The following is a 21,596-nucleotide window of genomic DNA, read 5'->3' as shown; positions in this document are numbered from 1 at the left end:
AGCTAAATGTGGATGCACCAGTCCGATGGCCGACGTTGCCCCGATTCAACCGCGGGCGAAGAGGACGATCCACGACGCGACGAGCGCGGCCACACCCACGGCGAGGAATCCGGACGACAGGCCGACCAGGAGGCGATGCGCGGGCGGTCGCCGGGTCAACCGCATCCTCCCCCGCCATCCGTGTCGATACCAGATGTCTGCCCGATCGCGGCCCGCGAGGAGCGTCGCCGTGTGGTCGTCGACCCGCGCGCTGTTCGCTTCACCCTCGTCGTCGTACCAGCGCACCCAGGTGCCGTCGGGCTCGTGGTCCACGAGCGCATCCGCCGGAAGCCAGGTGCCGTCGGCGGCCCACAGCACGAGGAGCGCGACCGCGAAGAGGGCGGCGCCGCCGAATCCCGCCCAGCTGAGGATCTCGAGCACCGCGTCGAGGATCGCGTTCACGCGCGCCGCCGACTCGGGACGCGGGTCGCTCGGGTCATGCACTCAGTATGGTTGACGCCGGGCGCGGATTCACGACGGACGCAGCAGCACGGCCAGCGAGGCGAGCGTACGCTCGAGCTCGATCGAGGGCTCGAGGAGCCACTGGATCTGCAGACCGTCGGAGGCCGCGATGAGCAGGGCCGCGAGTTGTTCGGCCGGGACGTCGTCGCGAACGGTTCCCGCCCGCTGCTCCGAACGCAGGCGCTCGGTCAGCTCACGACGGATGCGCTCGAAGCGGGCCGTGAAGAACCGCTTGCCGTGCTCACTCCCCGCTTCGAGCGCTCCGGCGACGAGGATCGAGTAGAGCTCGACGAGACCCGGGACCTCGAGGTTGTCGACCGCGGCGCGCGTCATCACGCCGACCGCCGTCTCGGGCGGAACCGGATTGCGCCGGCCGCGCTGCGTCTCGGCGTGCTCGTAGACCGCGACGAGCAGCTGCTCTCGCGACTCGAAGTAGTGCAGCAGCGCGGCGTGCGAGACCCCGATGGCCTCGGCGATGCGCCGCAGCGAGGTCCCCTGCAGGCCACGTTCTTGGAAGACCTCGATCGCGCGGTCGAGGATCTCCTGACGTCGCGCCACGCCCTTGGCGTAGGCGCCCGGACGCCCCATCTCCGCGCGATCGTCGTTGCTCACACCGCGACTGTAACAAAAAACCTCCACCTGGATGTATTACGTGTTAGCGTGACGTCGTGCCACCACAGGCACCCCGCACGATGACGTACGAAAGAAGGTCGACTGTGACTCAGGTCCAGGCATCCGTCCAGCTCTATTCGCTTGCGAAGGAGTTCTCCGCCGACATGTCCGGCTCGCTGGCGAAGCTCGCCGAGATCGGATTCGCACACGTCGAGGCGTTCGACTTCGTCTCGCGCCCGACCGAGATCCGCGCGGCCCTGGATGCCGCCGGCCTCACCTCCCCCACCGGTCACGCTCCCCTGCTGACCGACGAGCTCTGGACGCCCGACGGCTCGATCCCGACGCCCGCACCCGAGGTCGTCTACGACGCCGCGGCCACGATCGGGATGAAGACGGTCATCGACCCGTTCGTCGCGCCCGACCGCTGGCTCACCGAGGACGGCGTCGCCGACATCGCCGAGCGCCTCAACGCGCAGGCCGAGATCGCCGCCGGATTCGGCCTGAGCGTCGGCTACCACAACCACGCGCAGGAGTTCGTCGCGTCGTTCGACGGTCAGAGCGCCTACGAGCGCTTCGTCTCGCTCCTCGACGAGCGGGTCACCCTCGAGCTCGACCTCTTCTGGGCCCTCACCGGCGGGCAGGACGTCCCCGCCCTCGTGACGAGCCTCGGCGACCGGCTCATCGCCGTCCACGTCAAGGACGGCGTCGTGCCGGCATCCAACCCCTGGGCTCCGGGCGCCGAGCAGTTCGGCTCGGACAGCCTCGACCAGCGCCACGCAGGCACGGGCGATGTGCCCCTCGCCGAGTCGCTGCGCGCGGCCACCGCTCTGAAGTACGCCGTCGTCGAGTACGACAAGGCACCCGGTGACGTCTTCGCCGACGTCGCGGCCAGCCTGGCGTTCCTGCGCGAGAACGGTGTCAGCGCATGACCGGGCCCGTCGGAGTCGGTTTCGTCGGCGTCGGTGTCATCAGCGACACCTACCTCGAGAACCTGGGTTCCTTCCCCGATGTGCGCGTCGTCATCCTCGGCGACCTCGACGTCGATCGCGCCAAGGCTCAGGCCGAGAAGCACGGCGTCGCCGAATGGGGTACGACCGATGACGTCCTCGCGCACCCCGACGTCGACGTCATCGTCAACCTGACGATCCCCGCCGTTCACGTCGACATCTCCTCGCGCGCGATCGCCGCCGGCAAGCACGTCTGGACCGAGAAGCCGCTCGGCCTCGACCGCGAGAGCACGGCGGAGCTCCTGCGCCAGGCGGATGCCGCCGGCCTGCGCATCGGCTCGGCACCCGACACGCTCCTCGGCCCCGGCTTCCAGACCGCGAAGCGCGCGATCCAGAGCGGCGTCATCGGCGAGCCCATGTTCGCGTCGACGACGTTCCAGACCGTCGGTCCCGACCTCTGGCACCCGAGCCCCGCGTTCCTGTTCGCCCAGGGCGCCGGACCGCTGCTCGACATGGGTCCGTACTACTTCAGCGGTCTCGTCAGCCTGTTCGGGTCGGTCGACCGGGTCGCCGCCGTCGGACGCAAGAAGCTCGAGGAGCGCACCATTCAGGCCGGGCCCAACGCGGGCACCGTCTTCCCCGTCGAGGTGCCCACCACGATGCAGGTCATCACCGCCTTCGAGGCGGGCCAGCAGGCGGCGAGCCTGCTGAGCTTCGACTCGGCCCTCGAACGCCACGGCGTGTTCGAGGTGCACGGCACCGAGGGCTCCATCGTGCTCCCCGACCCCAACCAGTTCGAGGGGCGCATCGCCTACGTCAAGGCGCGGAAGTCGATCTCGGACGGCAACTGGGGCGAGCAGGAGTGGATCGAGATCGAGCAGGAGGGCAAGCTCACCGGCCGCGGCCTGGGCCTGCTCGACATGGTCCGCGCGATCGCGGAGGACCGGCCCCACGTCGCCACCGGCGAGCTCGGCTACCACGTGCTCGACGTCATGCTCTCGGCGCAGGAATCTGCCGCCTCGGGCGAGTTCGTCAAGGTCGCGAGCACCGTGGCGCCCGTACCCACCGTTCCGGTCGACTTCGACCCGTTCGCCGCGACGCTGTAAGCAGCGCGGCGTCCCGCACAGCGGGTACGCGAAAGGCCCGGACTCTTCGGAGTCCGGGCCTTTCGTTGTGGAGCCGCCTAAGGGAATCGAACCCTTGACCTATTCATTACGAGTGAATCGCTCTGCCGTCTGAGCTAAGGCGGCGCGCGTCGCTGTGCGATGCACGATCAGCAATGTTACATGCTCGGAGACCCCGTCGCGAACCGGCGGCGCGGCCGACGCCCTTATATCGGGAGACGCCGTGTTACGCGACGATTACTCCCCGTCCACCCGTGGCGCTTACCTTCGGAGGGCACCGCGATGAGGCGAGCGCGACCCCGGTCGCGCACGGGCGGGTCACCGTCCCGCGGTGCCCGATCCGAGGAGCACCACTCATGTCCAAGCGACTTCTGACCGCGGCCGCCCTGGCCCTCCCCCTGACCCTGCTGCTCGGCGCCTGCGCGTCGGACGCCGGCTCCGGCGACGCCGGTGACGCCGCACAGGACGGCCCGGTGCGCATCGGCGTCGTCGGCGCGGGCGACCCCTACTGGGAGACCTACAAGGAGGCCGCGGCCGACGAGGGCATCGAGGTCGACATCGTCGACTTCACCGAGTACACCCAGCCCAACCCCGCGCTCTCGGCGGGCGAGCTGGACCTCAACCAGTTCCAGCACATCATCTACCTCGCGACCTACAACGTGAACGCCGGCGACGACCTCGTAGCCGTCGGCTCGACCGCGACCTACCCGCTGGGCCTGTACTCGACGCAGTACGACTCGGTCGACGACATCCCCGAAGGCGCCACCGTCGCCGTCCCCAACGACGAGAGCAACCAGGCCCGCGGCCTGCTCGTGCTGCAGGCGCAGGGCCTCATCGAGCTCAAGGACGGCGGCACCGTGTTCTCCACGACGGCGGACGTCGAGCCCGGCTCGAAGGTCAAGGTCGAGGCGCTCGACGCCGCCCTGACCGCGACATCGCTGCCCGATGTCGCCGCCGCGATCATCAACAACGACTTCGTCGAGGATGCCGGACTGAAGTTCGACGACGCGCTCGCGACCGACGACCCCAGCGACCCGAGCGCGCAGCCGTACATCAACATCTTCGCCGCCAAGGCCGAGGATGCCGACAACCCGACCTACCAGAAGCTCGTCGAGATCTTCCAGGACACCCAGGCGGTCACCGACGGACTGCAGGAGGCGTCCGGCGGCTCGGCCGTGCTCGTGAAGACGCCGAAGGACGAGCTCGCCTCCGCCCTGAAGCAGGTCGAGGACGACATCCGCGCCAACCAGTGACATCATGCGTGTGCGGCCCGCCCCACCGGACGGGCCGCACACGCATGTCCCGTTCGAGGAGCCCCCGCATGACCCTCATCCGCCTGTCCGGCGTGACCAAGCGCTTCCCCCCGTCCACGAAGGGCGGTGACCCGGTCGTCGCGGTCGATGACGTCGACCTCGAGATCGAGGCCGGATCCGTATGCGGCATCGTCGGGTACTCCGGCGCGGGGAAGAGCACGGTCCTCCGGTTGGTCAACGCTCTGGAGACGCCCACGAGCGGCAGCGTCGAGATCGATGGCCGCGACATCACCGCGCTCCGCGAGCGCGAGCTGCGTGCCCTCCGCGGCGACATCGGCATGATCTTCCAGCAGTTCAACCTGTTCGACTCGCGCAACGTCGCCGGCAACGTCGCGTATCCCCTCGAGGTCGCCGGACGCTCACGCACCGAGGTCAAGCAGCGCGTCGCCGAACTGCTGGAGTTCGTCGGGCTGTCGGGCAAGGCCAAGAACTACCCCGAGCAGCTGTCGGGCGGACAGCGGCAGCGCGTCGGCATCGCTCGAGCGCTCGCCACGAGTCCCCGCATCCTGCTGGCCGACGAGGCCACCAGCGCGCTCGACCCCGACACGACGCAGGAGGTGCTCGCCCTCCTCAAGCGCATCAACACCGAGCTCGGCGTGACGATCCTCGTCATCACCCACGAGATGGAGGTCGTCCGTGCGATCGCCGACCGTGTCGTCGTCATGGAGCACGGACGCGTCATCGAGAGCGGCGACGTCTTCGACGTGCTCTCGGCACCGTCGCATGCCGCGACTCGCCGGTTCGTGGCCAGCATCATCGACGAGGCGCCCACCGGCGAGAAGCTCGCGGCGCTGCGCGCGCGGCATCCCGGCCGCATCGTCACCTTCACCATCCGCGAGGGCGAGTCGCCGCAGGCAGACGTCTTCGCGGCGCTGTCGTCCCATGGGGTGCGGTTCGAGCTCATCCACGGCGGCATCAACGACATCCGTGGGCGCGTCTTCGGGCATCTGACGCTCGCTCTGTCGGGAGAGACGGATGCCGTCGATCGCGCCGTGGCCGCGGCATCCGCCCACGCACCGCTCATCGAGGAGGACTCCCGTGGATAGGCTCATCGAGCTGCTGCCCGACCTGTGGCCGGCGACGGCCGAGACGCTCTACATGATCACGCTGAGCCTGCTGTTCGGCGGCATCGCGGGCTTCTTGATCGGCCTCGCGCTGTACGCCACGCGGGCCGGCAGCCTGTTCCCCAACCGTGTCGTGTTCGGCATCGTCAACGTGATCGTCAACACGTTCCGGCCGATCCCGTTCATCATCTTCATGGCCGCGGTCCAGCCCCTCGCTCGCGCGTTCAGCATCCGCGGCATCGGCATCGAGTTCGCCGTCTTCGCGATCTCGATCGCATCCATGTTCGCCATCGGACGCATCGTCGAGCAGAACCTGCTGACGGTGCGCCCCGGCGTGATCGAGGCCGCCCGCGCCGCCGGCGCGAGCCGCTCGCGCATCCTGTTCCGGCTGGTCCCGCGCGAGTCGCTCGGCCCGCTCGTGCTCGGTTACACCTTCATCGTGGTCGCTCTCGTCGACATGACCGCCGTCGCGGGCGCGATCGCCGCGGGTGGCCTCGGCCAGTTCGCGCTCGTGAACGGCTTCCGCCAGTTCAACCCCTGGGTCACCTGGGCCGCCGTGATCATCATCATCCTGCTCGTGCAGGGGGTGCAGTTCCTCGGCAACGCCCTCGCGCGCCGCATCCTGCGGCGCTGACGGCCCGCCGCGTCGAGGGGTCTCGACGCCCGCGGTCGAGGTCCCACTTGGGCCGGGCCCGTGCCCTGCGAGGTCCCAGTTCGGCCGGGTATGACGGCACCGTTCCCGGCCGAACTGGGACCTCGCAGGGGGGCTAGCCTGGCGGCATGCTCTCGGACGGCGATCTGGTGCGGATCGCGCGCGATCTCGCGGCGACTCCCGGTGTCATCGCGGTGGCGCTGGGGGGCAGTCGAGCGCGCGGGACGCACTCCCCCGACTCGGACGTCGACCTGGGTGTGTACGTCGACGGGCGAACAATCGACCGCGATGCTCTCTCGGCGGCGGTGTCTCGCTGAGCAACGACCTCGGTCAGAATCGGACCAGCCGGAAGCTGGGGCCCGTGGGTGGACAGTGGCGCGTGGGCGACGATCGCCGGCATGCCCGCCGACGTCATCATCCGCGACGTGGACCGCGTTCGAGCTCAGGTCGAGAGGGCTCGTCGGGGCGAATTCGCCTTCCACCCGCAGCCGGGACATCCGCTCGGGTTCCTGGATGTCGCGTACGCCGGCGAGGTCGCGCTCGCGAAGCCCCTCGTCGACGGCGCAGGTTTCCTGCGCGACCACGCCGACGCTCTCTCGCCGTACCCCGAGCCCCTGCGGCGGGCATTCCTCGACGACCTGTGGCAGGTGGACTTCCTCGTCGATGCCGCGGCCAAAGTCACCGATCGCGGCGACACCGCCTACGTCGGCCTCTGCCTCAGCAATGCAGCAGTGCGGCTGGCGTACGCCTGGCATGCCCAGGCCAGAACCTGGGCCATCAACGAGAAGGGCATCGTCCGCGGCGTGACGCGCCTCCCATCCGCGCCCGCGGACTTCGATGTCCAGGTCGCCGCGGCCCTCAGCGCGGTCGACGCGTCACCCGAGGGCGCTCGGACAGCGACCGACCTGCTGCGCGCCCTGCCTCGCCCGTCCTGAGCGCCGCCGAGGTCCCACTTGGGCCGGGTATGGCCTCAGCGTTCCCGGCCCAAGTGGGACTTCGCGCGGGAGGCAGACGGGCAGGGGCCTAGCGGCAGACGAGGCCGTCCTCGGGCACCGTGTCGTCGATGAAGAAGGCCTCGACTGCGTCGTCCACGCACGAGTTGCCCTTCTGGAACCCCGTGTGCCCCTCACCCTCTCGCGTGACGAGCACACCCGAGGCAAGCTGATCGGCGAGCGACTCGGACCATTCGTATGGCGTGGCGGGATCGTTGGTCGTGCCCACCACGACGATCGGCGCGGCGCCGTCAGCCGTGATCTCGCCACGGGTACCGGTCGGCGGATAGGGCCAGACGGCGCACGCGTCGACGCCCTCCCAGTACGGCGCGACCGTCGGCGCTTCCACCGCGAGGCGGGCCTTCGACGCGGCCTCGGCTTCGGGGTCGTTCTCGACCGGGTAGTCCATGCAGTTGTACGCGCGGAACGCCTCGGACGAGTTGTCCGAGTACTGCCCGTCGGGCGTGCGCGCGTAGTAGAAGTCGGCGAGTAGGAACGCCGTCTGCGGGTCGCCCGCCAGCGTCTGCGAGAGAGCCTGCCTCAGGATCGGCCAGTTGTCCTGCGAGTACAGCGCGGCGATGATCGCGGTCATGAGCGAGTCCGCGCCGAGGCGCCGGCCATCGGATGCCGGCAGCGGCGACGCATCGACGCTCGCGAGCAGCGTCCCGAGGTCGGTCATCGCGTCGTCGACGGATCCGCGGAACGGGCAGTCCTCCTCTTCGAGGCAGGCAGCCATGAACGCGCGCAGCGCCGACTCGAAGCCGACCGCCTGGGTGGCGCTGACATCGAGCGACGACACGCTGGGGTCGATCGCGCCGTCGAGCACGAGCCGGCCGACGTTCTCGGGATAGAGCTTGGCGTAGGTCGCGCCGAGGAAGGTCCCATAGGAGTAGCCGAGGTAGTTGAGCTTCTCGTCGCCGAGCACGGCGCGCAGCAGATCCATGTCGCGCGCGGCGAACTCGGTCGTGATGAAGGGCAGGATGCCGCCACTGTTCTCGTCGCACGCGGCGGCGAACTGCTCGTTGCGCGCCGTCAGCTCGGCCTCCCACTCCGGCGTTCCGCGAGGCTCCGCCGGGATGTCGAAGAAGTACGCGTCGGTGCCCGCGGCGTCGAAGCAGGCCACGGCGCTCGATCGGCCCACGCCGCGCGGGTCGAACCCGATGACGTCGTACGCGTCAGCCAGGACGGAACCCACCGCGAACCGGGCGCTGTCGGCGACGAGGTCGTATCCGCTCGCGCCGGGACCGCCGGGGTTGACCAGCAGCGATCCGAGCGCGTCTCCCGATCCCGCCGCCCGCCGCACGACCGCGAGCTCGATCTCACCCGCGGACGGATCGTTCCAGTCGCGCGGCGCGCGCACCGTCGTGCAGTCGTACGAGCCGGAGTCGGCCCCCTTGCAGGACTCCCACTCGAGTTCCTGACCATAGAACGGCATCAGGTCTTCCGAGACGCCGTCGGTGACAGGTGTCCGGCTCGGCGCCGGCGATGCCTGATCGGGGCTTCCTTTGAACACGCATCCGGTGAGAACCGTCACCGTGGCCGCGGCGATGGCGACGACGGTGATCAGACGACGAGGAGCTTTCACGGTGTCCTTCCGCTGGCGACGGTGATGAGCATGCTCTCGAGGGCGAGCAAGGGGGCCGCATTGCCTTCGAGGGCGCTGCGGGTGGCCGAGATGCGGTCGAGCACGACGAGCGTGCGGTCGGGCGTCCACGCCGACGCGAGAGCAGCGAGCTCGCTCGACAGCTCTCGATTGATCAGGTCACCCTCCCGGCCGAACTGCAGCATCAGCGTGTCGCGGTACATCGACTCGAGATCGGTGAGGACGCGGTCGATGCCGTCGCGCAGGCTCCGTGTGGCGCGACGCTTCTGCTCGTCCTCGAGCGCACTGAGCTGACCGCGCACGGCGGGCGGCACGGGTGCCCCCGGAGCGACCCCGAGCGTGCGCCGCAACGCCTCGCGTTCGGACTCGTCGCGTTCGGCCGTCAGAGCCTTGGCATCTTCCGTCGCGGCGCTCACGATGCGGCCGGCCGTCTCGACGGCGTCGGACACGCCGCGCACCGCCAGCACGGCGCGCAGCGTCGCGTCGCGGCGCTCACGGGAGGCGGCATCCGTCGCGAGGCGCTGGGCCATACCGATGTGGCGCTGGGCGAGACGGGCGGACTGCTCGGCCACCGCCTCGTCGACCCCCGTGCGCGCGGAGATGAGGCGTGCGACATCCGCCACGTCGGGCTCACGCAGGCGCAGCGTCCGCACGCGGGAGCGGATCGTCGGCAGCAGATCGGCGTCGCTCGGCGCGCACAGCACCCAGACCGTCTGCTCCGGGGGCTCTTCGAGGGCCTTGAGCAGAACATTGCTCGTGCGCTCGACCATCCGGTCGGCGTCTTCGACGACGATGACGCGGTACCGCCCCAGTGAGGGCGAGAAGTACGACCGTTCGACGAGGGCCCGAGCATCGCGGATGGAGATGACGACGCCCTCGGTGCGGAGCGCCGTGAGATCGGGATGCGTGCCGGCGAGCACCTGCCGCATCGCGGCCTCGTCACCGGGCTCGGCGATCAGAGCGGCCGCGAAGGCGTGCGCGAGCGTCGAGCGCCCCGAGCCGGGCGGGCCCGTGATGAGCCAGGCGTGCGCGAGCTGCGCGGGATCGGAGGCCGCGGCCTGCAGCGCTGCGACGGCCGAGTCCTGACCCCAGACCTCGCCCCACGGTGGTGCGAGCGGAGCGGAGGCGGTCATGGGTCCAGCCTACGGGGAGCCTCCGACCTCGGTTACCCCGCGGGCGCACGGCCGAGTGGACCGGCGGCGACGCAGCTCAGCCGCGCAACGAACGCTCGACCCGCGCCCGGATCTCGACGGACAGGTCGACGGGCGGACGGGACGCGTCGAGCACGAGGAACCGCTCGGGCTCTGCGGCGGCGAGCCCGAGGAAAGCGGTGCGGACGCGCTCGTGGAAGTCGGCCTTCTCGGCCTCGAGCCGATCGAACGGTTTGTCGTCGGCGTCGAGCCGTGCCCGAGCCGCGGCGGGGTCGAGGTCGAGCAGCACGGTGATGTCGGGCAGCGCGCCGTCGGTGGCCCACAGCGACAGGTCGCGCACCTCGCCGGCGTCCAGCACGCGTCCGGCGCCCTGATAGGCGACGGATGAGTCGAGGTACCTGTCCTGCACGACGACGGCGCCGCGCTCGAGGGCCGGACGGACCACGGTCGCGACGTGGTGAGCGCGGTCGGCGGCGTACAGCAGGGCCTCGGCACGCGGAGCGATATCGCCACGGTGGTGCAGAACGATGTCACGGATGAGCACGCCCACGTCGCTGCCGCCCGGCTCGCGCGTGCGCACGACCTCTCGGCCGCTCTCGCGGAGCCAGGCCTCGAGGGCGGTCGCCTGCGTCGTCTTCCCCGACCCGTCGCCGCCCTCGAGGGTGATCCAGAGCCCGCGGTCCGCGGTGCCGGTCACTTCTTCTTTGCCGCGGGCTTGCGCGTCGTCGTGGTCTTGCGTGCCGCCGTCTTGCGCTTGGGCGCGGGGCCCTTGGCGCGCTTGTCGGCGAGCAGCTGAACGGCGCGTTCGAACGTGATCTCTTCGGCGTTCTCACCGCGCGGGATCGTCGCGTTGGTCTCACCGTCGGTGACATAGGGACCGAAGCGGCCGTCCTTCAGCTTGATCGGCTTGCCGCTGGTGGGGTCGGCCTCGAACTCCTTGAGCGCGCTCGATGCGGCGCGAGCCCCGTACTTGGGCTGCGCGTAGACGGCGAGGGCCTCCTCGAGCGTGATGTCGAACAGCTGCTGCTCGCTCGCGAGGGTGCGCGAGTCGGTGCCCTTCTTCAGGTACGGACCGTAGCGGCCGTTCTGGGCCGTGATCTCGTTGCCCGACTCGGGGTCGACGCCCACGACGCGGGGAAGCGACAGCAGCTTGAGCGCCTGCTCGAGGTCGACCGTGTCGACGCTCATCGACTTGAACAGCGACGCGGTGCGCGGCTTGGGAGCCGCTTCCTTCTTCTTGGTCGTCTTCTTCTTGGCGGGGGCGACCTCGCCGGTCGCCTCGTCGACGGTCTCCTCGGGCTCGGGCTCGAGCTCCTGCACGTAGGGGCCGAAGCGTCCGTCCTTGACGACGATGAGCTTGCCGTTCTCGGGGTTCTCGCCGAGAACGCGGTCGCCGGCGACAGGAGCGTCGATGAGTTCCTGCGCCTTCTCGGGCGTCAGCTCGTCGGGCGCGAGGTCGTCGGGCACGTTGACGATGCGCGTCTCGCCGTCGCCGACCGGAACGTCGAGGTACGGGCCGTATTTGCCGAACCGCAGCGTCGCGACGTCGCCGATGGGCGTCGCGTTCAGCTCGCGGGCGTCGATGTCGCCGAGGTTCTCGACGATGTTGCGCAGGCCCACGTGGTTGTCCGAGCCGAAGTAGAACTCCTTCAGCCACGCCTCGCGCGCCTGCTCGCCCCGTGCGATGGCGTCGAGGTCGTCCTCGAGCGCGGCCGTGAAGTCGTAGTCGACGAGGTCGGAGAAGTGCTGCTCGAGCAGCCGGACGACACTGAACGAGAGCCAGCTGGGCACGAGCGCCTGGCCCCGCTTGGTGACGTAGCCGCGCTCGAGGATGACGTCGATGATGCTCGCGAAGGTCGACGGACGGCCGATGCCCTTCTCCTCGAGCGCCTTGACGAGGCTCGCCTCGGTGTAGCGGGGCTTCGGGCTCGTCGCGTGCCCCTTGGGCTCGACATCCGACAGCGCGAGTGCGTCGCCCACGGCGACCGGTGGCAGCGATTGGTCTGCGGAGCGGTCGTTGTCGCCGCGCTTCTCGTCGTTGCCCTCTTCGTACGCCTCGAGGAAGCCCTTGAAGGTGTAGACGGTGCCGGATGCCGTGAACGCTGCGCGCTTGCCGCCGGCGTCGACCTCGAGCGTGACGGTCGTGGTCTCGTACTTCGCGTCCGACATCTGGCTGGCGACGGTGCGCTTCCAGATGAGGTCGTACAGGCGCTGCTCGTCGCGGTCGAGACCGGAGGCGACGGATGCGGGCGTGCGGAACTCCTCGCCCGAGGGGCGGATCGCCTCGTGGGCCTCCTGGGCGTTCTTGGCGTTGTTGCGGTAGGAGCGCGGGCTAGCGGGAACCGCGCGGTCGCCATAGAGCGCGACCGCCTGCGTGCGCGCCGCCGTCACGGCCTGCGCCGAGAGCGCGGTCGAGTCGGTGCGCATATAGGTGATGTAGCCCTTCTCGTAGAGACGCTGGGCGACGCTCATCGCGTGCTTGGCGCTCATCGAGAGCTTGCGGCCGGCCTCCTGCTGCATCGTGGAGGTCGTGAACGGAGGCTTGGGGCTGCGGGTTCCGGGCTTGGCCTCGACCGCGGTGACGGCTGCGGTGGCCGCCTTCTCGATCGCGGTCGCGAGCTCGCGGGCGTCCTTCTCGCTGAGGACGACGACCGCCTTCTTCAGCGCGCCGGCGTCGTCGAAGTCGGTGCCGCGGGCCAGCGGAGCACCGTCGAGCCGCGCCAGGCGCGTCGAGAACGAGCCGCCGTCCTTCGCCGCGTGGGCCTCGATGTCCCAGTACGACGCCGAGACGAACGACATCCGCTCGCGCTCACGCTCGACGACCATGCGGGTCGCGGCGGACTGCACACGGCCGGCGCTCAGCGCCTGACCGTCGCGGCCGGAACCGATCTTGCGCCAGAGCACGGGCGAGACATCCCACCCGTAGAGCCGGTCGAGGACGCGGCGGGTCTCCTGCGCGTTGACGAGCGCGAGGTCGAGCTCGCGGGTGTTGTCGGCGGCCGCGCGGATGGCGTCCTTGGTGATCTCGTGGAAGACCATGCGCTTGACGGGGACCTTGGGCTTGAGCACCTCGAGCAGGTGCCAGGCGATCGCCTCGCCCTCGCGGTCTTCATCGGTGGCGAGCAGGACTTCGTCGGCGTCCTTCAGGGCGCGCTTGAGCTCGGCAACGGTCTTGGTCTTGCGATCGCTGACCACGTAATACGCATCGAAGCCGTTCTCGACGTCGATGGAGTACTTGCCGTACGCCTGCTTCTTGTCGGCCGGGATGTCCTCTTTCTTAGCGAGATCCCGGATGTGCCCGACCGAGCTGAGCACTTCGTACTCGTCGCCCAGGTAGCCCTGGATCGACTTCATCTTGGTCGGGGACTCGACGATGACGAGTTTCTTGCCGCCTGCCACGAGTCTTCCTTTCTCCAGCGCACACCATACACGCGCCACACGATGGAGGACGCTGGGAACGGCGCGCCATATCCTTCCGTCGGCATGCCAGGCCGCGAGGGCCGCGCGGGCGCGCGCACGCACGCGGAATACACCCTCCACAGGCCCGTCTGCGACGACGCGACGCGACGCGGTGCAGCGGTCGATCACGCATTGCGGACGACCCGCACGCGCGGGGTGCCGGGCGCACCCTCACGATCGCCGCAAGCCGGCGGTTCCTGATCAGTCCCACTCGGCCACGCTCGGTGGCTGAGGCGGCTGAGCCGCGCCCCTGGGTAGTAAATCGGCGAGGGTGGCTCGCCACCCCTGAGTCACTCCGGCGGACCTGCTCGAGAGCGCGCCTGAACGGTGAACACACCGGCCGGCGAGGCGACGACGACGGTCACGGTCACGCCGTCCACCTCGCACGCGGCGAACGCCAGCCCGGCGCGCGCGACGACCTGGCCGGCTCGCTCGCACGGCGCTCTCCCGACGAACCCGAGCGCAGCATCGGCCGCCGCGAGCGCCGCGGTGTCGGCGGCCGCAGACACCCGCGCCGACTGGATCGCCGCCACTCCCGCCAGCACGCAGCCCGCGGAGACCGTCGCCGTCACCGCGAGAACACCGATGGCCGTCGCGACGCCGGCCATCAGAGCCCTCCGGAGAGCGCGCAGGCCTCCGCCCGCAGCGCTGGCAACGGCAACGGGATGCCGTGATGGGCCGTCACGATCGCACAGGTGAGATCCGCGTCGGACCGGAGCTCGAGCGCCGCGCCCCCGACCGCTGTCTGCACGACCGCTGATGCCCTCCCGGCGTCCTCGCCCCGCGCGACGAGCCGTGCCGCCTGAGCCGCCGCGTGCTCGAGACGAATCTGCGTGCCCGCCGCCGCCAGCGCGGCGACGGCGAGCAGCAACAGAAGCATCGCCGCCGGCACGACGACCGCGAACTCGGCGGCGGCCGAGCCGCGATCGTCACGGCGGAAACTCATTCGACGGTCAACGCCCGTCGTACGAGATCGGTGAGGATGCCGCGCACCTCGTCGCTGCGCATGATCACCACCAGCAAACCGGCGAAGGCCACGGCGGCCATCGTCGCGATGGCGTATTCCGCCGTCGCGGCGCCGGACTCGTCGGCGAACAGCTTCGCGGCGCGCGCCCGCGTCAATCGAGGAAAGGATCGGTTCATGTCTGCTCCGTTCTGTGGATGCGTGTTCGGATCGGGCACGGTGGGCACGGTCTGGGTCTGGTCGGACGCGATCGAGCTCGCGCAGGGGTGGCCGCGTCACAGCGTCACCGAGGCGCTCGTCATCGCGCTGAGGAGCATCGGTGCGACGCCGATCAGGAGGAACGCGGGCAGGGTGCAGACCCCGAGCGGCAGCAGAAGCCGCGATGTCAGCTGCGCCGCACGCATCCGCCCCTCGATCCGGGCGCGATGGCGCTCGAGCTCCGCGGTGGCGCGCAGAAGGTCCACTGCGGGCACCCCTGCGGATGTCGAGAGGTCGAGCACCTCGCGGTCTGCAGCCGCAGCCGCGACGTCGACGGAGGCCAGCACCTCCTCCGCCCGGCCGATCGAGACGCCGCTCGACAGGGCGATCGCAAGCAGTTCGGCCGACATACCGGGAACACCGTCGACCGATCGGGCGCGCGCTACGAGCCGACGCGTCCACACCTGCGCTCCCACCATCAGCAGCGCCCCGACGACGAGGCATGCCGCACCCACGGGATGCCGCAGGGTGGCGAGCACGTCGAAACCGAGCAGCAGTGCGAGCGCCACGGCGACGAGCGGGAGCCACCCGACAAGCCGGGCCGTCGCCGTGGGTTCGGCGAGCGCGACACGGATGTCATCGCGAGCCTGTTGGGCGTCACGCAGAGCCTCGGCCATCCCGCGCAGCGTGCGCGCCAGCGGAGCGCCCACGGTCGTCGCGACATGCCAGGCCGCCGCGACCTCGCGCCACGCGCCGGGTTCCGCAGCGATGGCGTCGGTGAGGGGCTCACCCGCCCGTCGTCGTTCGTGCACCCGCCGGGATGCGGAGTCTCCCGAGGCGGCCAGGTGCTCCCAAGCCGCATCGGGTGCGATCCCGGCTTCGAGCAGCACGGCGAGACGGTGCAGGACGGGCGCCGCCTCCGCTGCCGCGGCATCCGTCTCGACCGGAGGACGGCGCGAGTGCCACGGGGATCTCATTCCGGCTCCTCGATCCCGAGGCGCCCGTCTCGCAGGACCGGGCGGGCGATTCCCTCGACCCGGCGAACGCCCTCGACGTTCCCGACATGGACGATCGCGCCGATCGCGCTCACCACCTGGCGGGCGACGCCGTGATCGTCGAGGCCCGCCAGCGCACCCAGCGCCTCGAGCCGCGCCGGCACGTCGGCGAGACCGCTGGCATGCACGGTGCCGGCGCCGCCGTGGTGCCCCGTGTTCAGGGCGGTGAGCAGCTCGCGAACCTCCTCGCCGCGGCACTCCCCCACCACGAGCCGATCGGGTCGCATGCGCAGCGCCTCTCGCACCAGACGGGCCAGCGGTACCGCCCCGGCCCCCTCGAGATTCGGCTGACGGGCTTCGAGTCGCACGTGATGGGGGTGATCGAGCCTCAGCTCGGCGACATCCTCGATCGTGACGATCCGGTCAGTCGGGCTCGCGGCGGACAGGAGCGCTGCGAGGAGCGTCGTCTTCCCGGCGCCCGTGGCCCCCGTGACGAGGAGATTGGTGCGGTCCGCGACGAGCCGACGAAGGTCTGTCGCGACCGCGGCGTCGAACATCCCGCGCTGCTCGAGATCGGCAAGACTCAGCTGCTCGATCGCCGGGAGCCGGATCGAGATCACCGAACCCCCGCAGGCCACCGGCGAAAGCACGGCGTGCACCCGGATGCCGCCGGCCCAACGCACGTCGGCACAGGGTGTCGCATCGTCGATATGTCGTCCGCCGAGGGCGATCAGCGCGACAGCAAGAGCGCGGACCTCGCCATCGCTGGGCCGCCACCGGCCCACGTGCTCGGCGCCGCGCCCGCGGTCGACGAAGACGCCGCGCTCTCCGTTGACGAAGACGTCCGTGACGGCCGGGTCGATCAGATGCTCGCGCAGTGGATCGAGCGCAGCTTCGTCGGGAAGCTTGCGCTGCGGCGCCGGAGTCAGCGCCGCAGGGGGTTTCGGACGCGCGGCCCCACCAGACTCTCGGCGGGGAACGACGACGAATGCTGAGGACATGCCCCGACACTAGGAATCGTCGGGATCATCAACCGCTCCGCGGTCCCAGATGCTGGACAATCGGCGTCGGTGGCCCGGTGGGGAGAAGACGCGACGAGCAACGCCGCCGCGCGGCTGTGCGCGGCGGTCCAGCCCGAGAAAAAGAAGAAGGACGGCACCCCACATTGGGGGATAGGGGTGCCGTCCACGCAACGTCCCGCCGCTTGGGGGGTAGGTCGGGCCGCCACGGGCGCGATCGATGTCGCAGCCACGGATCAGCTTACGCTGTCGAACCCGCTGCGACCCAATCACCGCACCGCCGCGCCACTCTCGGCACGACCACCCACTATCGGCGGTAGTCTCCTGATCTCGCCGCGGTCTAGATTGACCGCACGCCGCCGTGCGCGGCGCCATCGACCGCGAAGGAGCGCGCCGTATGAGCAGCCAGATCGACCACCTGCTGACCGAGACCCGGCGTTTCGCGCCGTCGCCGGAGTTCGCCGCATCCGCCGTCGGCACCGCCGAGCTCTACGAGCGCGCGGCAGCCGACCGCGAGGGCTTCTGGGCCGACCAGGCCCGGGAGCTGCACTGGCACAAGCCCTTCACGCAGGTGCTCGACTGGTCCAACCCCCCGTTCGCGGAGTGGTTCGCCGACGGTGAGCTGAATGTCGCGTACAACTGCCTCGACCGCCACGTCGAGGCGGGTCTCGGCGACCGTGTGGCGCTGCTGTGGGAGGGCGAGCCGGGTGATGACCGCGCCGTGACCTACGGCGAGCTCACCGACGAGGTGAAGCGCCTCGCCAACGTCCTGACCGGGCTCGGGATCGAGCAGGGCGACCGTGTCGCGATCTACATGCCGATGATCCCCGAGGCCGTCGCCGCGATGCTCGCCGTCGCCCGCGTCGGCGCCGTCCACTCCGTCGTCTTCGGCGGGTTCTCGGCCGACAGCCTGCGTACCCGCATCGACGACGCCGGCGCCAAGCTGGTGGTCACCGCCGACGGCGGCTATCGCAAGGGCAAGGTCTCGCCGCTCAAGCCCGCCGTCGACCAGGCGCTGGCCGACCGGGGCGCCGGCCCGCAGCTCACCGTCGAGCACGTCATCGTCGTGCGGCGCGGCGGCAACGACATCGAGTGGAATGACGAGCGCGACCTGTGGTGGCACGACGTCGTGCCCGCAGCCTCCCCCGATCACGAAGCGCAGGCGTTCCCCGCCGAGAACCCGCTGTTCATCCTTTACACCTCGGGCACGACCGGAAAGCCGAAGGGCATCCTGCACACCTCGGGCGGCTACCTGACGCAGGCCGCGTTCACCAACCGCGTCGTGCACGACCTGCACGCCGAGACGGACGTCTACTGGTGCACCGCCGACATCGGCTGGGTCACCGGCCACAGCTACGTCACGTACGGCCCGCTCGCCAACGGCGCGACGCAGGTGCTCTACGAGGGAACCCCCGACACGCCCCACTCGGGCCGCTCGTGGGAGATCATCCAGAAGTACGGCGTGACGATCTACTACACCGCCCCCACCGCGATCCGGTCCTTCATGAAGGTCGGCCGCCAGGTTCCGGCGCAGTACGACCTGTCGAGCATCCGCCTGCTCGGTTCGGTGGGCGAGCCCATCAACCCCGAGGCGTGGATGTGGTACCGCAAGGTCATCGGCGGCAAGAAGGCCCCGATCGTCGACACGTGGTGGCAGACGGAGACCGGCGCCATCATGATCTCCGCGCTGCCGGGCGTCACCGAGACGAAGCCCGGATCGGCGCAGGTCGCACTCCCCGGCATCTCGATCGACGTCGTCGACGAGGAGGGCAACCGCGTGGGCGAGGGCAACGGCGGACTGCTCGTCATCACCGAGCCCTGGCCGAGCATGCTGCGCGGCATCTGGGGCGACCCTGACCGCTTCGTCGAGACCTACTGGGAGAAGTTCCAGAAGCAGGGCTACTACTTCGCAGGCGACGGTGCCCGCCTCGACGACGACGGCGACATCTGGCTCATGGGCCGCGTCGACGACGTCATGAACGTCTCGGGCCACCGCCTGTCGACGACCGAGATCGAATCCGCGCTCGTCGCGCACGAGTCGACCGCCGAGGCCGCGGTCGTCGGAGCATCGGACGAGACCACGGGCCAGGCCGTCGTAGCCTTCGTCATCATCAAGCAGAGCTACCTCGACGCGCACTCCCCCGACGGTCTCGCGACGTCGCTCCGGCAGTGGGTCGGCGAGCAGATCGGCCCCATTGCACGGCCCCGCGACGTCTACATCGTCGGCGAGCTGCCGAAGACCCGCTCGGGCAAGATCATGCGTCGTCTGCTGCGGGATGTCGCCGAGGGCCGTGAGGTCGGCGACACCACGACGCTGGCCGACACTGCGGTGATGTCGGTCATCAGCGCTCAGCTGAAGTAGCCCGCGACCGGCCTCGATCGCGTCACTCGGCGTCGCGGTCGAGGCCGCGCGCCCGGATCTCCTCGATGTCGAGGTCGGCGAGGATGCGCCTCGCCACGAGGTCGTCGATCGTGCCGTCGCGCCGCAGGCGCAGCAGCACCTCGCGCTTGCGGTCGAGCATCGCCAGCCGCAGCCGCGTCGCCTCCCGGTGCCGGATGAGCGGCGAGCGCTGCGTCAGGTCGATGTCGTCGCTGACGGCGAGCATCTCGAGCTGCGGCGCAGGCCGGTGCCCGTCCCCGTCCGATGGCCCGGGCGGCACCGGGCCCATGCGCGAGGCATCCTCGTCGGACGAGTCGTCGTCGATGTCGGCATCCGAATCGCGTTCCTCGGCCGCCCGCTGACGCGCGACGGCGCGGGCGTTCGCGAGCTCGAGGCGTTCGTAGCCCTCGTGACGGGCACGGTCGCGAACACGATCGCTGACCCCGTGCTCTGCGGCGAGGTCGTCGAGAGCCGCGAGGGCGGCGCCCGAAATGGCCCGCTGGGCGAGCTCGTACTCCTCGATCGCCGCATCGTCGGCGGGCAGCTTCGCCCAGCGGATGACGACGGGGAGCAGCGGCCCCTGCACGAGGAGCGTGAGCACGATGACGCCCGCCGTGACGAACACGATCGAGTCGCGCCCCTCGACCGGCTCACCCGACGCCGTCGTGATCGGCACCGACAGCGCGATGGCGAGCGAGACGGCCCCGCGGAACCCCGACACGGTGCTGACGACGCGCGAACGGTGCCGGAGCGACCTGCTCGACCCGGCCGCCGGACGCGAGAAGGGCGAGAACAACCACTGGAAGAGGTAGCGCACGACGAACAGCGCCACCCACGCCGCGACGGTGACGAGAAGCAGGATGCCGATCTCCGACGGCGAGATCTCGTGCAGGACCAGCTGCACCTCGAGGCCGATCAGCACGAACAGCGCACCGTTGAGCAGATACACCCCGAACGGCCAGGTGGCATCGGCGGCCCGGCGCGACATCGCCGTCGTGATGCGCGGCGACACCCAGGCGACGATGAGCCCCGCGAAGACGACGGCGAGCACCCCGGACGCCTCGATCAGCTCGGCGACCAGGAAGGCGACGAACGGGACGAGCAGCAGCGTCAGGTTGATCGTCAGGGTCGACTGCATCCGTCGCAGGGCGAGGAAGGCGAGGGCTGCGACCGCGATGCCGGCCGCCGCCCCGCCGAGGTACGACAGCAGCACCATGCCCGTGATCGAGAGCGCGCTCACCTGGTCGCCGAGGAGGAGCGAGACCGCGATGGCGTAGAGGACGAGGGCGGTGCCGTCGTTCGTGAGGCTCTCCGCTTTGAGCTTCATGAAGGTGCGGGCGGGCAGCAGCCGGCCGAGGGCGGCCACGGCGGTGGCGTCGGGCGGCGCGACGGCCGCGCCGAGCACGAGGGCGGCCTCCCACGGCACACCCAGCCACGTCGCGACGGCCGCGACGGCGAATGCCGAGGCGACGACGAGCAGGGTGCTCATCGGCACGATGTAGCGGAGCGACCGGCGGACCGAACGCAGCGACGTCGTCCACGCCTCGCGGAACAGCAGCACCGGCAGGAACAGCAGCAGCACCGTCTCCGGCGGCAGCTCGATGGCACGCAGCTCGGGGATGAACCCGAGCAGCAGACCGATCACGAGCAGCACCAGCGGCGTCGCGACGCGCAACCGCGGCGCCAGGACGGTTCCGACGAGAAGGGCGATGCCCAGCAGAACCGTGACCTCGAGTCCCTGCATCCCTACCGCCCTTCCGCGTGGTCCACACCAGAGCGTAGGGCCGCGAGCCACGGCACGGGCGGTGTTCCGCCCGAGGTTCGCGGTGGGCGGAGCGCCCGGCGATCAGACCAGGGCGAAGACGACCTCGACCTCGACCGGCGAGTCGAGCGGCAGCACCGGCACCCCGACCGCCGACCGTGCGTGACGACCGGCCTCGCCGAAGATCTCGCCCAGCACTTCGCTCGCGCCGTTGATGACGCCGGGCTGGCCGGTGAACTCGGGGACGGAGGCGACGAATCCGGTCACCTTCACGACCCGAGCGAGGTTGTCGACGCCGCCGGCCACATCCGCTGCGGCGGCGACGGCGTTGAGCGCGCACTGGCGAGCGAGGTCCTTGGCCGTCACGGGCGCGACGAGGCCATCGCCCTCGCCGACCTTGCCGGTCGCGGGCAGCGAGCCGTCGACCACGGGCAGCTGCCCCGACGTGTAGACGAGTCCGTCGTGCTCGGTCGCGGGGATGTATGCCGCGACGGGCGGAACGACGGGCGGAAGCTGGATGCCGAGCTCCGTCAGCCGTGCAGAGACGCTCATGCGCCCGTCCCCTCGAACTGCTGAGCGGCCTGCTGGGCGGCGCCGAGACCGGCGTTGGCCGCTCCGCCGCCGACCGGACGCTTGAAGTACGCGACGAGACCGCCCTCGGGGCCCGGCACGACCTGCACGAGCTCCCACCCCTGCTTGCCCCAGTTGTTGAGGATCGCCGCGGTGTTGTGGATCAGCAGGGGCGTGGTGAGGTACTCCCACGTCGTCATCGGGGCTCCGATCTTCGGCTTTCGCTCGCGCGCCGGCATGCGCGGAGGCACGCGCGCAAGGGGTGGTCCTGAGGCGGATGCCCAGGTATC

At 70.4% G+C, this 21,596-nt stretch carries 22 protein-coding genes and 1 tRNA gene; 8 read left to right on the top strand and 15 right to left on the bottom strand.

What is annotated here, in order from left to right:
* Nucleotides 1-45: 45 nt before the first annotated feature.
* Together C3481_RS11025 and C3481_RS11020 are read right to left on the bottom strand one after the other, a co-directional pair.
* Nucleotides 46-483: a hypothetical protein gene (locus tag C3481_RS11025; protein WP_023955005.1), complete on the bottom strand. Its 438-nt coding sequence runs from the start codon at nt 481-483 to the stop codon at nt 46-48.
* A gap of 27 nt (nt 484-510) precedes the next feature.
* Nucleotides 511-1,089 carry a TetR/AcrR family transcriptional regulator gene (locus C3481_RS11020; RefSeq protein ID WP_071919331.1) on the bottom strand — a complete coding sequence of 193 codons (579 nt, stop codon included), beginning with the start codon at nt 1,087-1,089 and terminating at the stop codon, nt 511-513.
* A 188-nt stretch (nt 1,090-1,277) separates the two neighbouring features.
* On the opposite strand from C3481_RS11020, the gene C3481_RS11015 reads away from it, so the two are divergent.
* Nucleotides 1,278-2,042 (top strand): sugar phosphate isomerase/epimerase, encoded by a 765-nt coding sequence (locus C3481_RS11015; RefSeq protein WP_181021924.1) that lies wholly within the window; start codon nt 1,278-1,280, stop codon nt 2,040-2,042.
* Nucleotides 2,039-3,166: a Gfo/Idh/MocA family protein gene (locus C3481_RS11010; protein ID WP_064955044.1), complete on the top strand. Its 1,128-nt coding sequence runs from the start codon at nt 2,039-2,041 to the stop codon at nt 3,164-3,166. Before C3481_RS11015 ends, C3481_RS11010 begins: the two co-directional genes overlap by 4 nt.
* 68 nt (nt 3,167-3,234) lie before the next feature.
* Here C3481_RS11010 and C3481_RS11005 read toward each other — a convergent pair.
* Nucleotides 3,235-3,310, bottom strand: a tRNA-Thr gene (locus C3481_RS11005).
* 230 nt (nt 3,311-3,540) lie between these two features.
* Here C3481_RS11005 and C3481_RS11000 point away from each other — a divergent pair.
* The 5 genes from C3481_RS11000 (at nt 3,541) to C3481_RS10980 (ending at nt 7,148) form a co-directional block, all read left to right on the top strand.
* Entirely contained in the window at nt 3,541-4,437 is an 897-nt protein-coding gene (locus C3481_RS11000) for a MetQ/NlpA family ABC transporter substrate-binding protein (protein ID WP_023955012.1), read from the top strand.
* A gap of 68 nt (nt 4,438-4,505) precedes the next feature.
* The gene (locus C3481_RS10995) at nt 4,506-5,543 is read left to right on the top strand and encodes a methionine ABC transporter ATP-binding protein (RefSeq protein WP_023955014.1); all 1,038 of its coding nucleotides are present in this window, start codon (nt 4,506-4,508) and stop codon (nt 5,541-5,543) included.
* Complete coding sequence (locus tag C3481_RS10990) at nt 5,536-6,195, top strand: methionine ABC transporter permease (protein ID WP_023955016.1); 660 nt, start codon at nt 5,536-5,538, stop codon at nt 6,193-6,195. Before C3481_RS10995 ends, C3481_RS10990 begins: the two co-directional genes overlap by 8 nt.
* A 146-nt stretch (nt 6,196-6,341) precedes the next feature.
* Nucleotides 6,342-6,530, top strand: a complete 189-nt coding sequence (locus C3481_RS10985) for a nucleotidyltransferase domain-containing protein (protein ID WP_103842322.1) — start codon at nt 6,342-6,344, stop codon at nt 6,528-6,530.
* Between the two features lie 81 nt (nt 6,531-6,611).
* Nucleotides 6,612-7,148 carry a hypothetical protein gene (locus tag C3481_RS10980; RefSeq protein WP_146053643.1) on the top strand — a complete coding sequence of 179 codons (537 nt, stop codon included), beginning with the start codon at nt 6,612-6,614 and terminating at the stop codon, nt 7,146-7,148.
* 88 nt (nt 7,149-7,236) lie between these two features.
* On the opposite strand, the gene C3481_RS10975 is transcribed toward C3481_RS10980, so the two are convergent.
* From C3481_RS10975 to C3481_RS10935, 9 genes are all read right to left on the bottom strand, one after another.
* Complete coding sequence (locus C3481_RS10975) at nt 7,237-8,790, bottom strand: alpha/beta hydrolase (protein ID WP_103842318.1); 1,554 nt, start codon at nt 8,788-8,790, stop codon at nt 7,237-7,239.
* A complete protein-coding gene (locus tag C3481_RS10970) occupies nt 8,787-9,941 on the bottom strand; it encodes a DNA polymerase III subunit delta' (protein WP_103842316.1) in 1,155 nt (384 codons plus the stop codon). Before C3481_RS10970 ends, C3481_RS10975 begins: the two co-directional genes overlap by 4 nt.
* Before the next feature lie 76 nt (nt 9,942-10,017).
* Nucleotides 10,018-10,656 (bottom strand): dTMP kinase, encoded by a 639-nt coding sequence (gene tmk, locus C3481_RS10965; RefSeq protein WP_064955050.1) that lies wholly within the window; start codon nt 10,654-10,656, stop codon nt 10,018-10,020.
* Entirely contained in the window at nt 10,653-13,358 is a 2,706-nt protein-coding gene (topA, locus tag C3481_RS10960; RefSeq protein WP_103842314.1) for a type I DNA topoisomerase, read from the bottom strand. The genes tmk and topA overlap by 4 nt, the downstream gene beginning before the upstream one ends.
* Nucleotides 13,359-13,708: 350 nt before the next feature.
* Nucleotides 13,709-14,026 (bottom strand): helicase, encoded by a 318-nt coding sequence (locus C3481_RS10955; RefSeq protein ID WP_103842312.1) that lies wholly within the window; start codon nt 14,024-14,026, stop codon nt 13,709-13,711.
* Nucleotides 14,026-14,364, bottom strand: coding sequence for a TadE family type IV pilus minor pilin (locus tag C3481_RS10950; RefSeq protein ID WP_103842310.1), 339 nt, complete (start codon nt 14,362-14,364; stop codon nt 14,026-14,028). The genes C3481_RS10955 and C3481_RS10950 overlap by 1 nt, the downstream gene beginning before the upstream one ends.
* Complete coding sequence (locus tag C3481_RS10945; protein WP_023955032.1) at nt 14,361-14,561, bottom strand: DUF4244 domain-containing protein; 201 nt, start codon at nt 14,559-14,561, stop codon at nt 14,361-14,363. Before C3481_RS10945 ends, C3481_RS10950 begins: the two co-directional genes overlap by 4 nt.
* A gap of 96 nt (nt 14,562-14,657) precedes the next feature.
* Nucleotides 14,658-15,557, bottom strand: coding sequence for a type II secretion system F family protein (locus tag C3481_RS10940; RefSeq protein ID WP_103842307.1), 900 nt, complete (start codon nt 15,555-15,557; stop codon nt 14,658-14,660).
* On the bottom strand, nt 15,554-16,576 hold the full coding sequence (locus tag C3481_RS10935; RefSeq protein WP_103842305.1) for a TadA family conjugal transfer-associated ATPase: 1,023 nt from the start codon (nt 16,574-16,576) through the stop codon (nt 15,554-15,556). Before C3481_RS10935 ends, C3481_RS10940 begins: the two co-directional genes overlap by 4 nt.
* 415 nt (nt 16,577-16,991) lie before the next feature.
* Between C3481_RS10935 and acs the strand changes: the two genes are divergently transcribed.
* Entirely contained in the window at nt 16,992-18,956 is a 1,965-nt protein-coding gene (gene acs, locus C3481_RS10930) for an acetate--CoA ligase (RefSeq protein ID WP_103842303.1), read from the top strand.
* Nucleotides 18,957-18,978: 22 nt separating this feature from the next.
* Here acs and C3481_RS10925 read toward each other — a convergent pair whose 3' ends face one another.
* The 3 genes from C3481_RS10925 to C3481_RS10915 form a co-directional block, all read right to left on the bottom strand.
* The gene (locus tag C3481_RS10925) at nt 18,979-20,718 is read right to left on the bottom strand and encodes a Na+/H+ antiporter (protein ID WP_023955040.1); all 1,740 of its coding nucleotides are present in this window, start codon (nt 20,716-20,718) and stop codon (nt 18,979-18,981) included.
* Between the two features lie 102 nt (nt 20,719-20,820).
* Nucleotides 20,821-21,288, bottom strand: coding sequence for a RidA family protein (locus tag C3481_RS10920; RefSeq protein WP_103842300.1), 468 nt, complete (start codon nt 21,286-21,288; stop codon nt 20,821-20,823).
* Nucleotides 21,285-21,506, bottom strand: coding sequence for a DUF4177 domain-containing protein (locus tag C3481_RS10915; RefSeq protein WP_023955044.1), 222 nt, complete (start codon nt 21,504-21,506; stop codon nt 21,285-21,287). Before C3481_RS10915 ends, C3481_RS10920 begins: the two co-directional genes overlap by 4 nt.
* Nucleotides 21,507-21,596: the final 90 nt, after the last annotated feature.

This window comes from Microbacterium sp. Ru50, assembly GCF_002920555.1.
Classification (GTDB): Bacteria; Actinomycetota; Actinomycetes; order Actinomycetales; family Microbacteriaceae; genus Microbacterium; species Microbacterium arborescens.
Note: the sequence above shows the minus strand (reverse complement) of the source record. Positions and strands in the feature narration are given on the sequence as shown.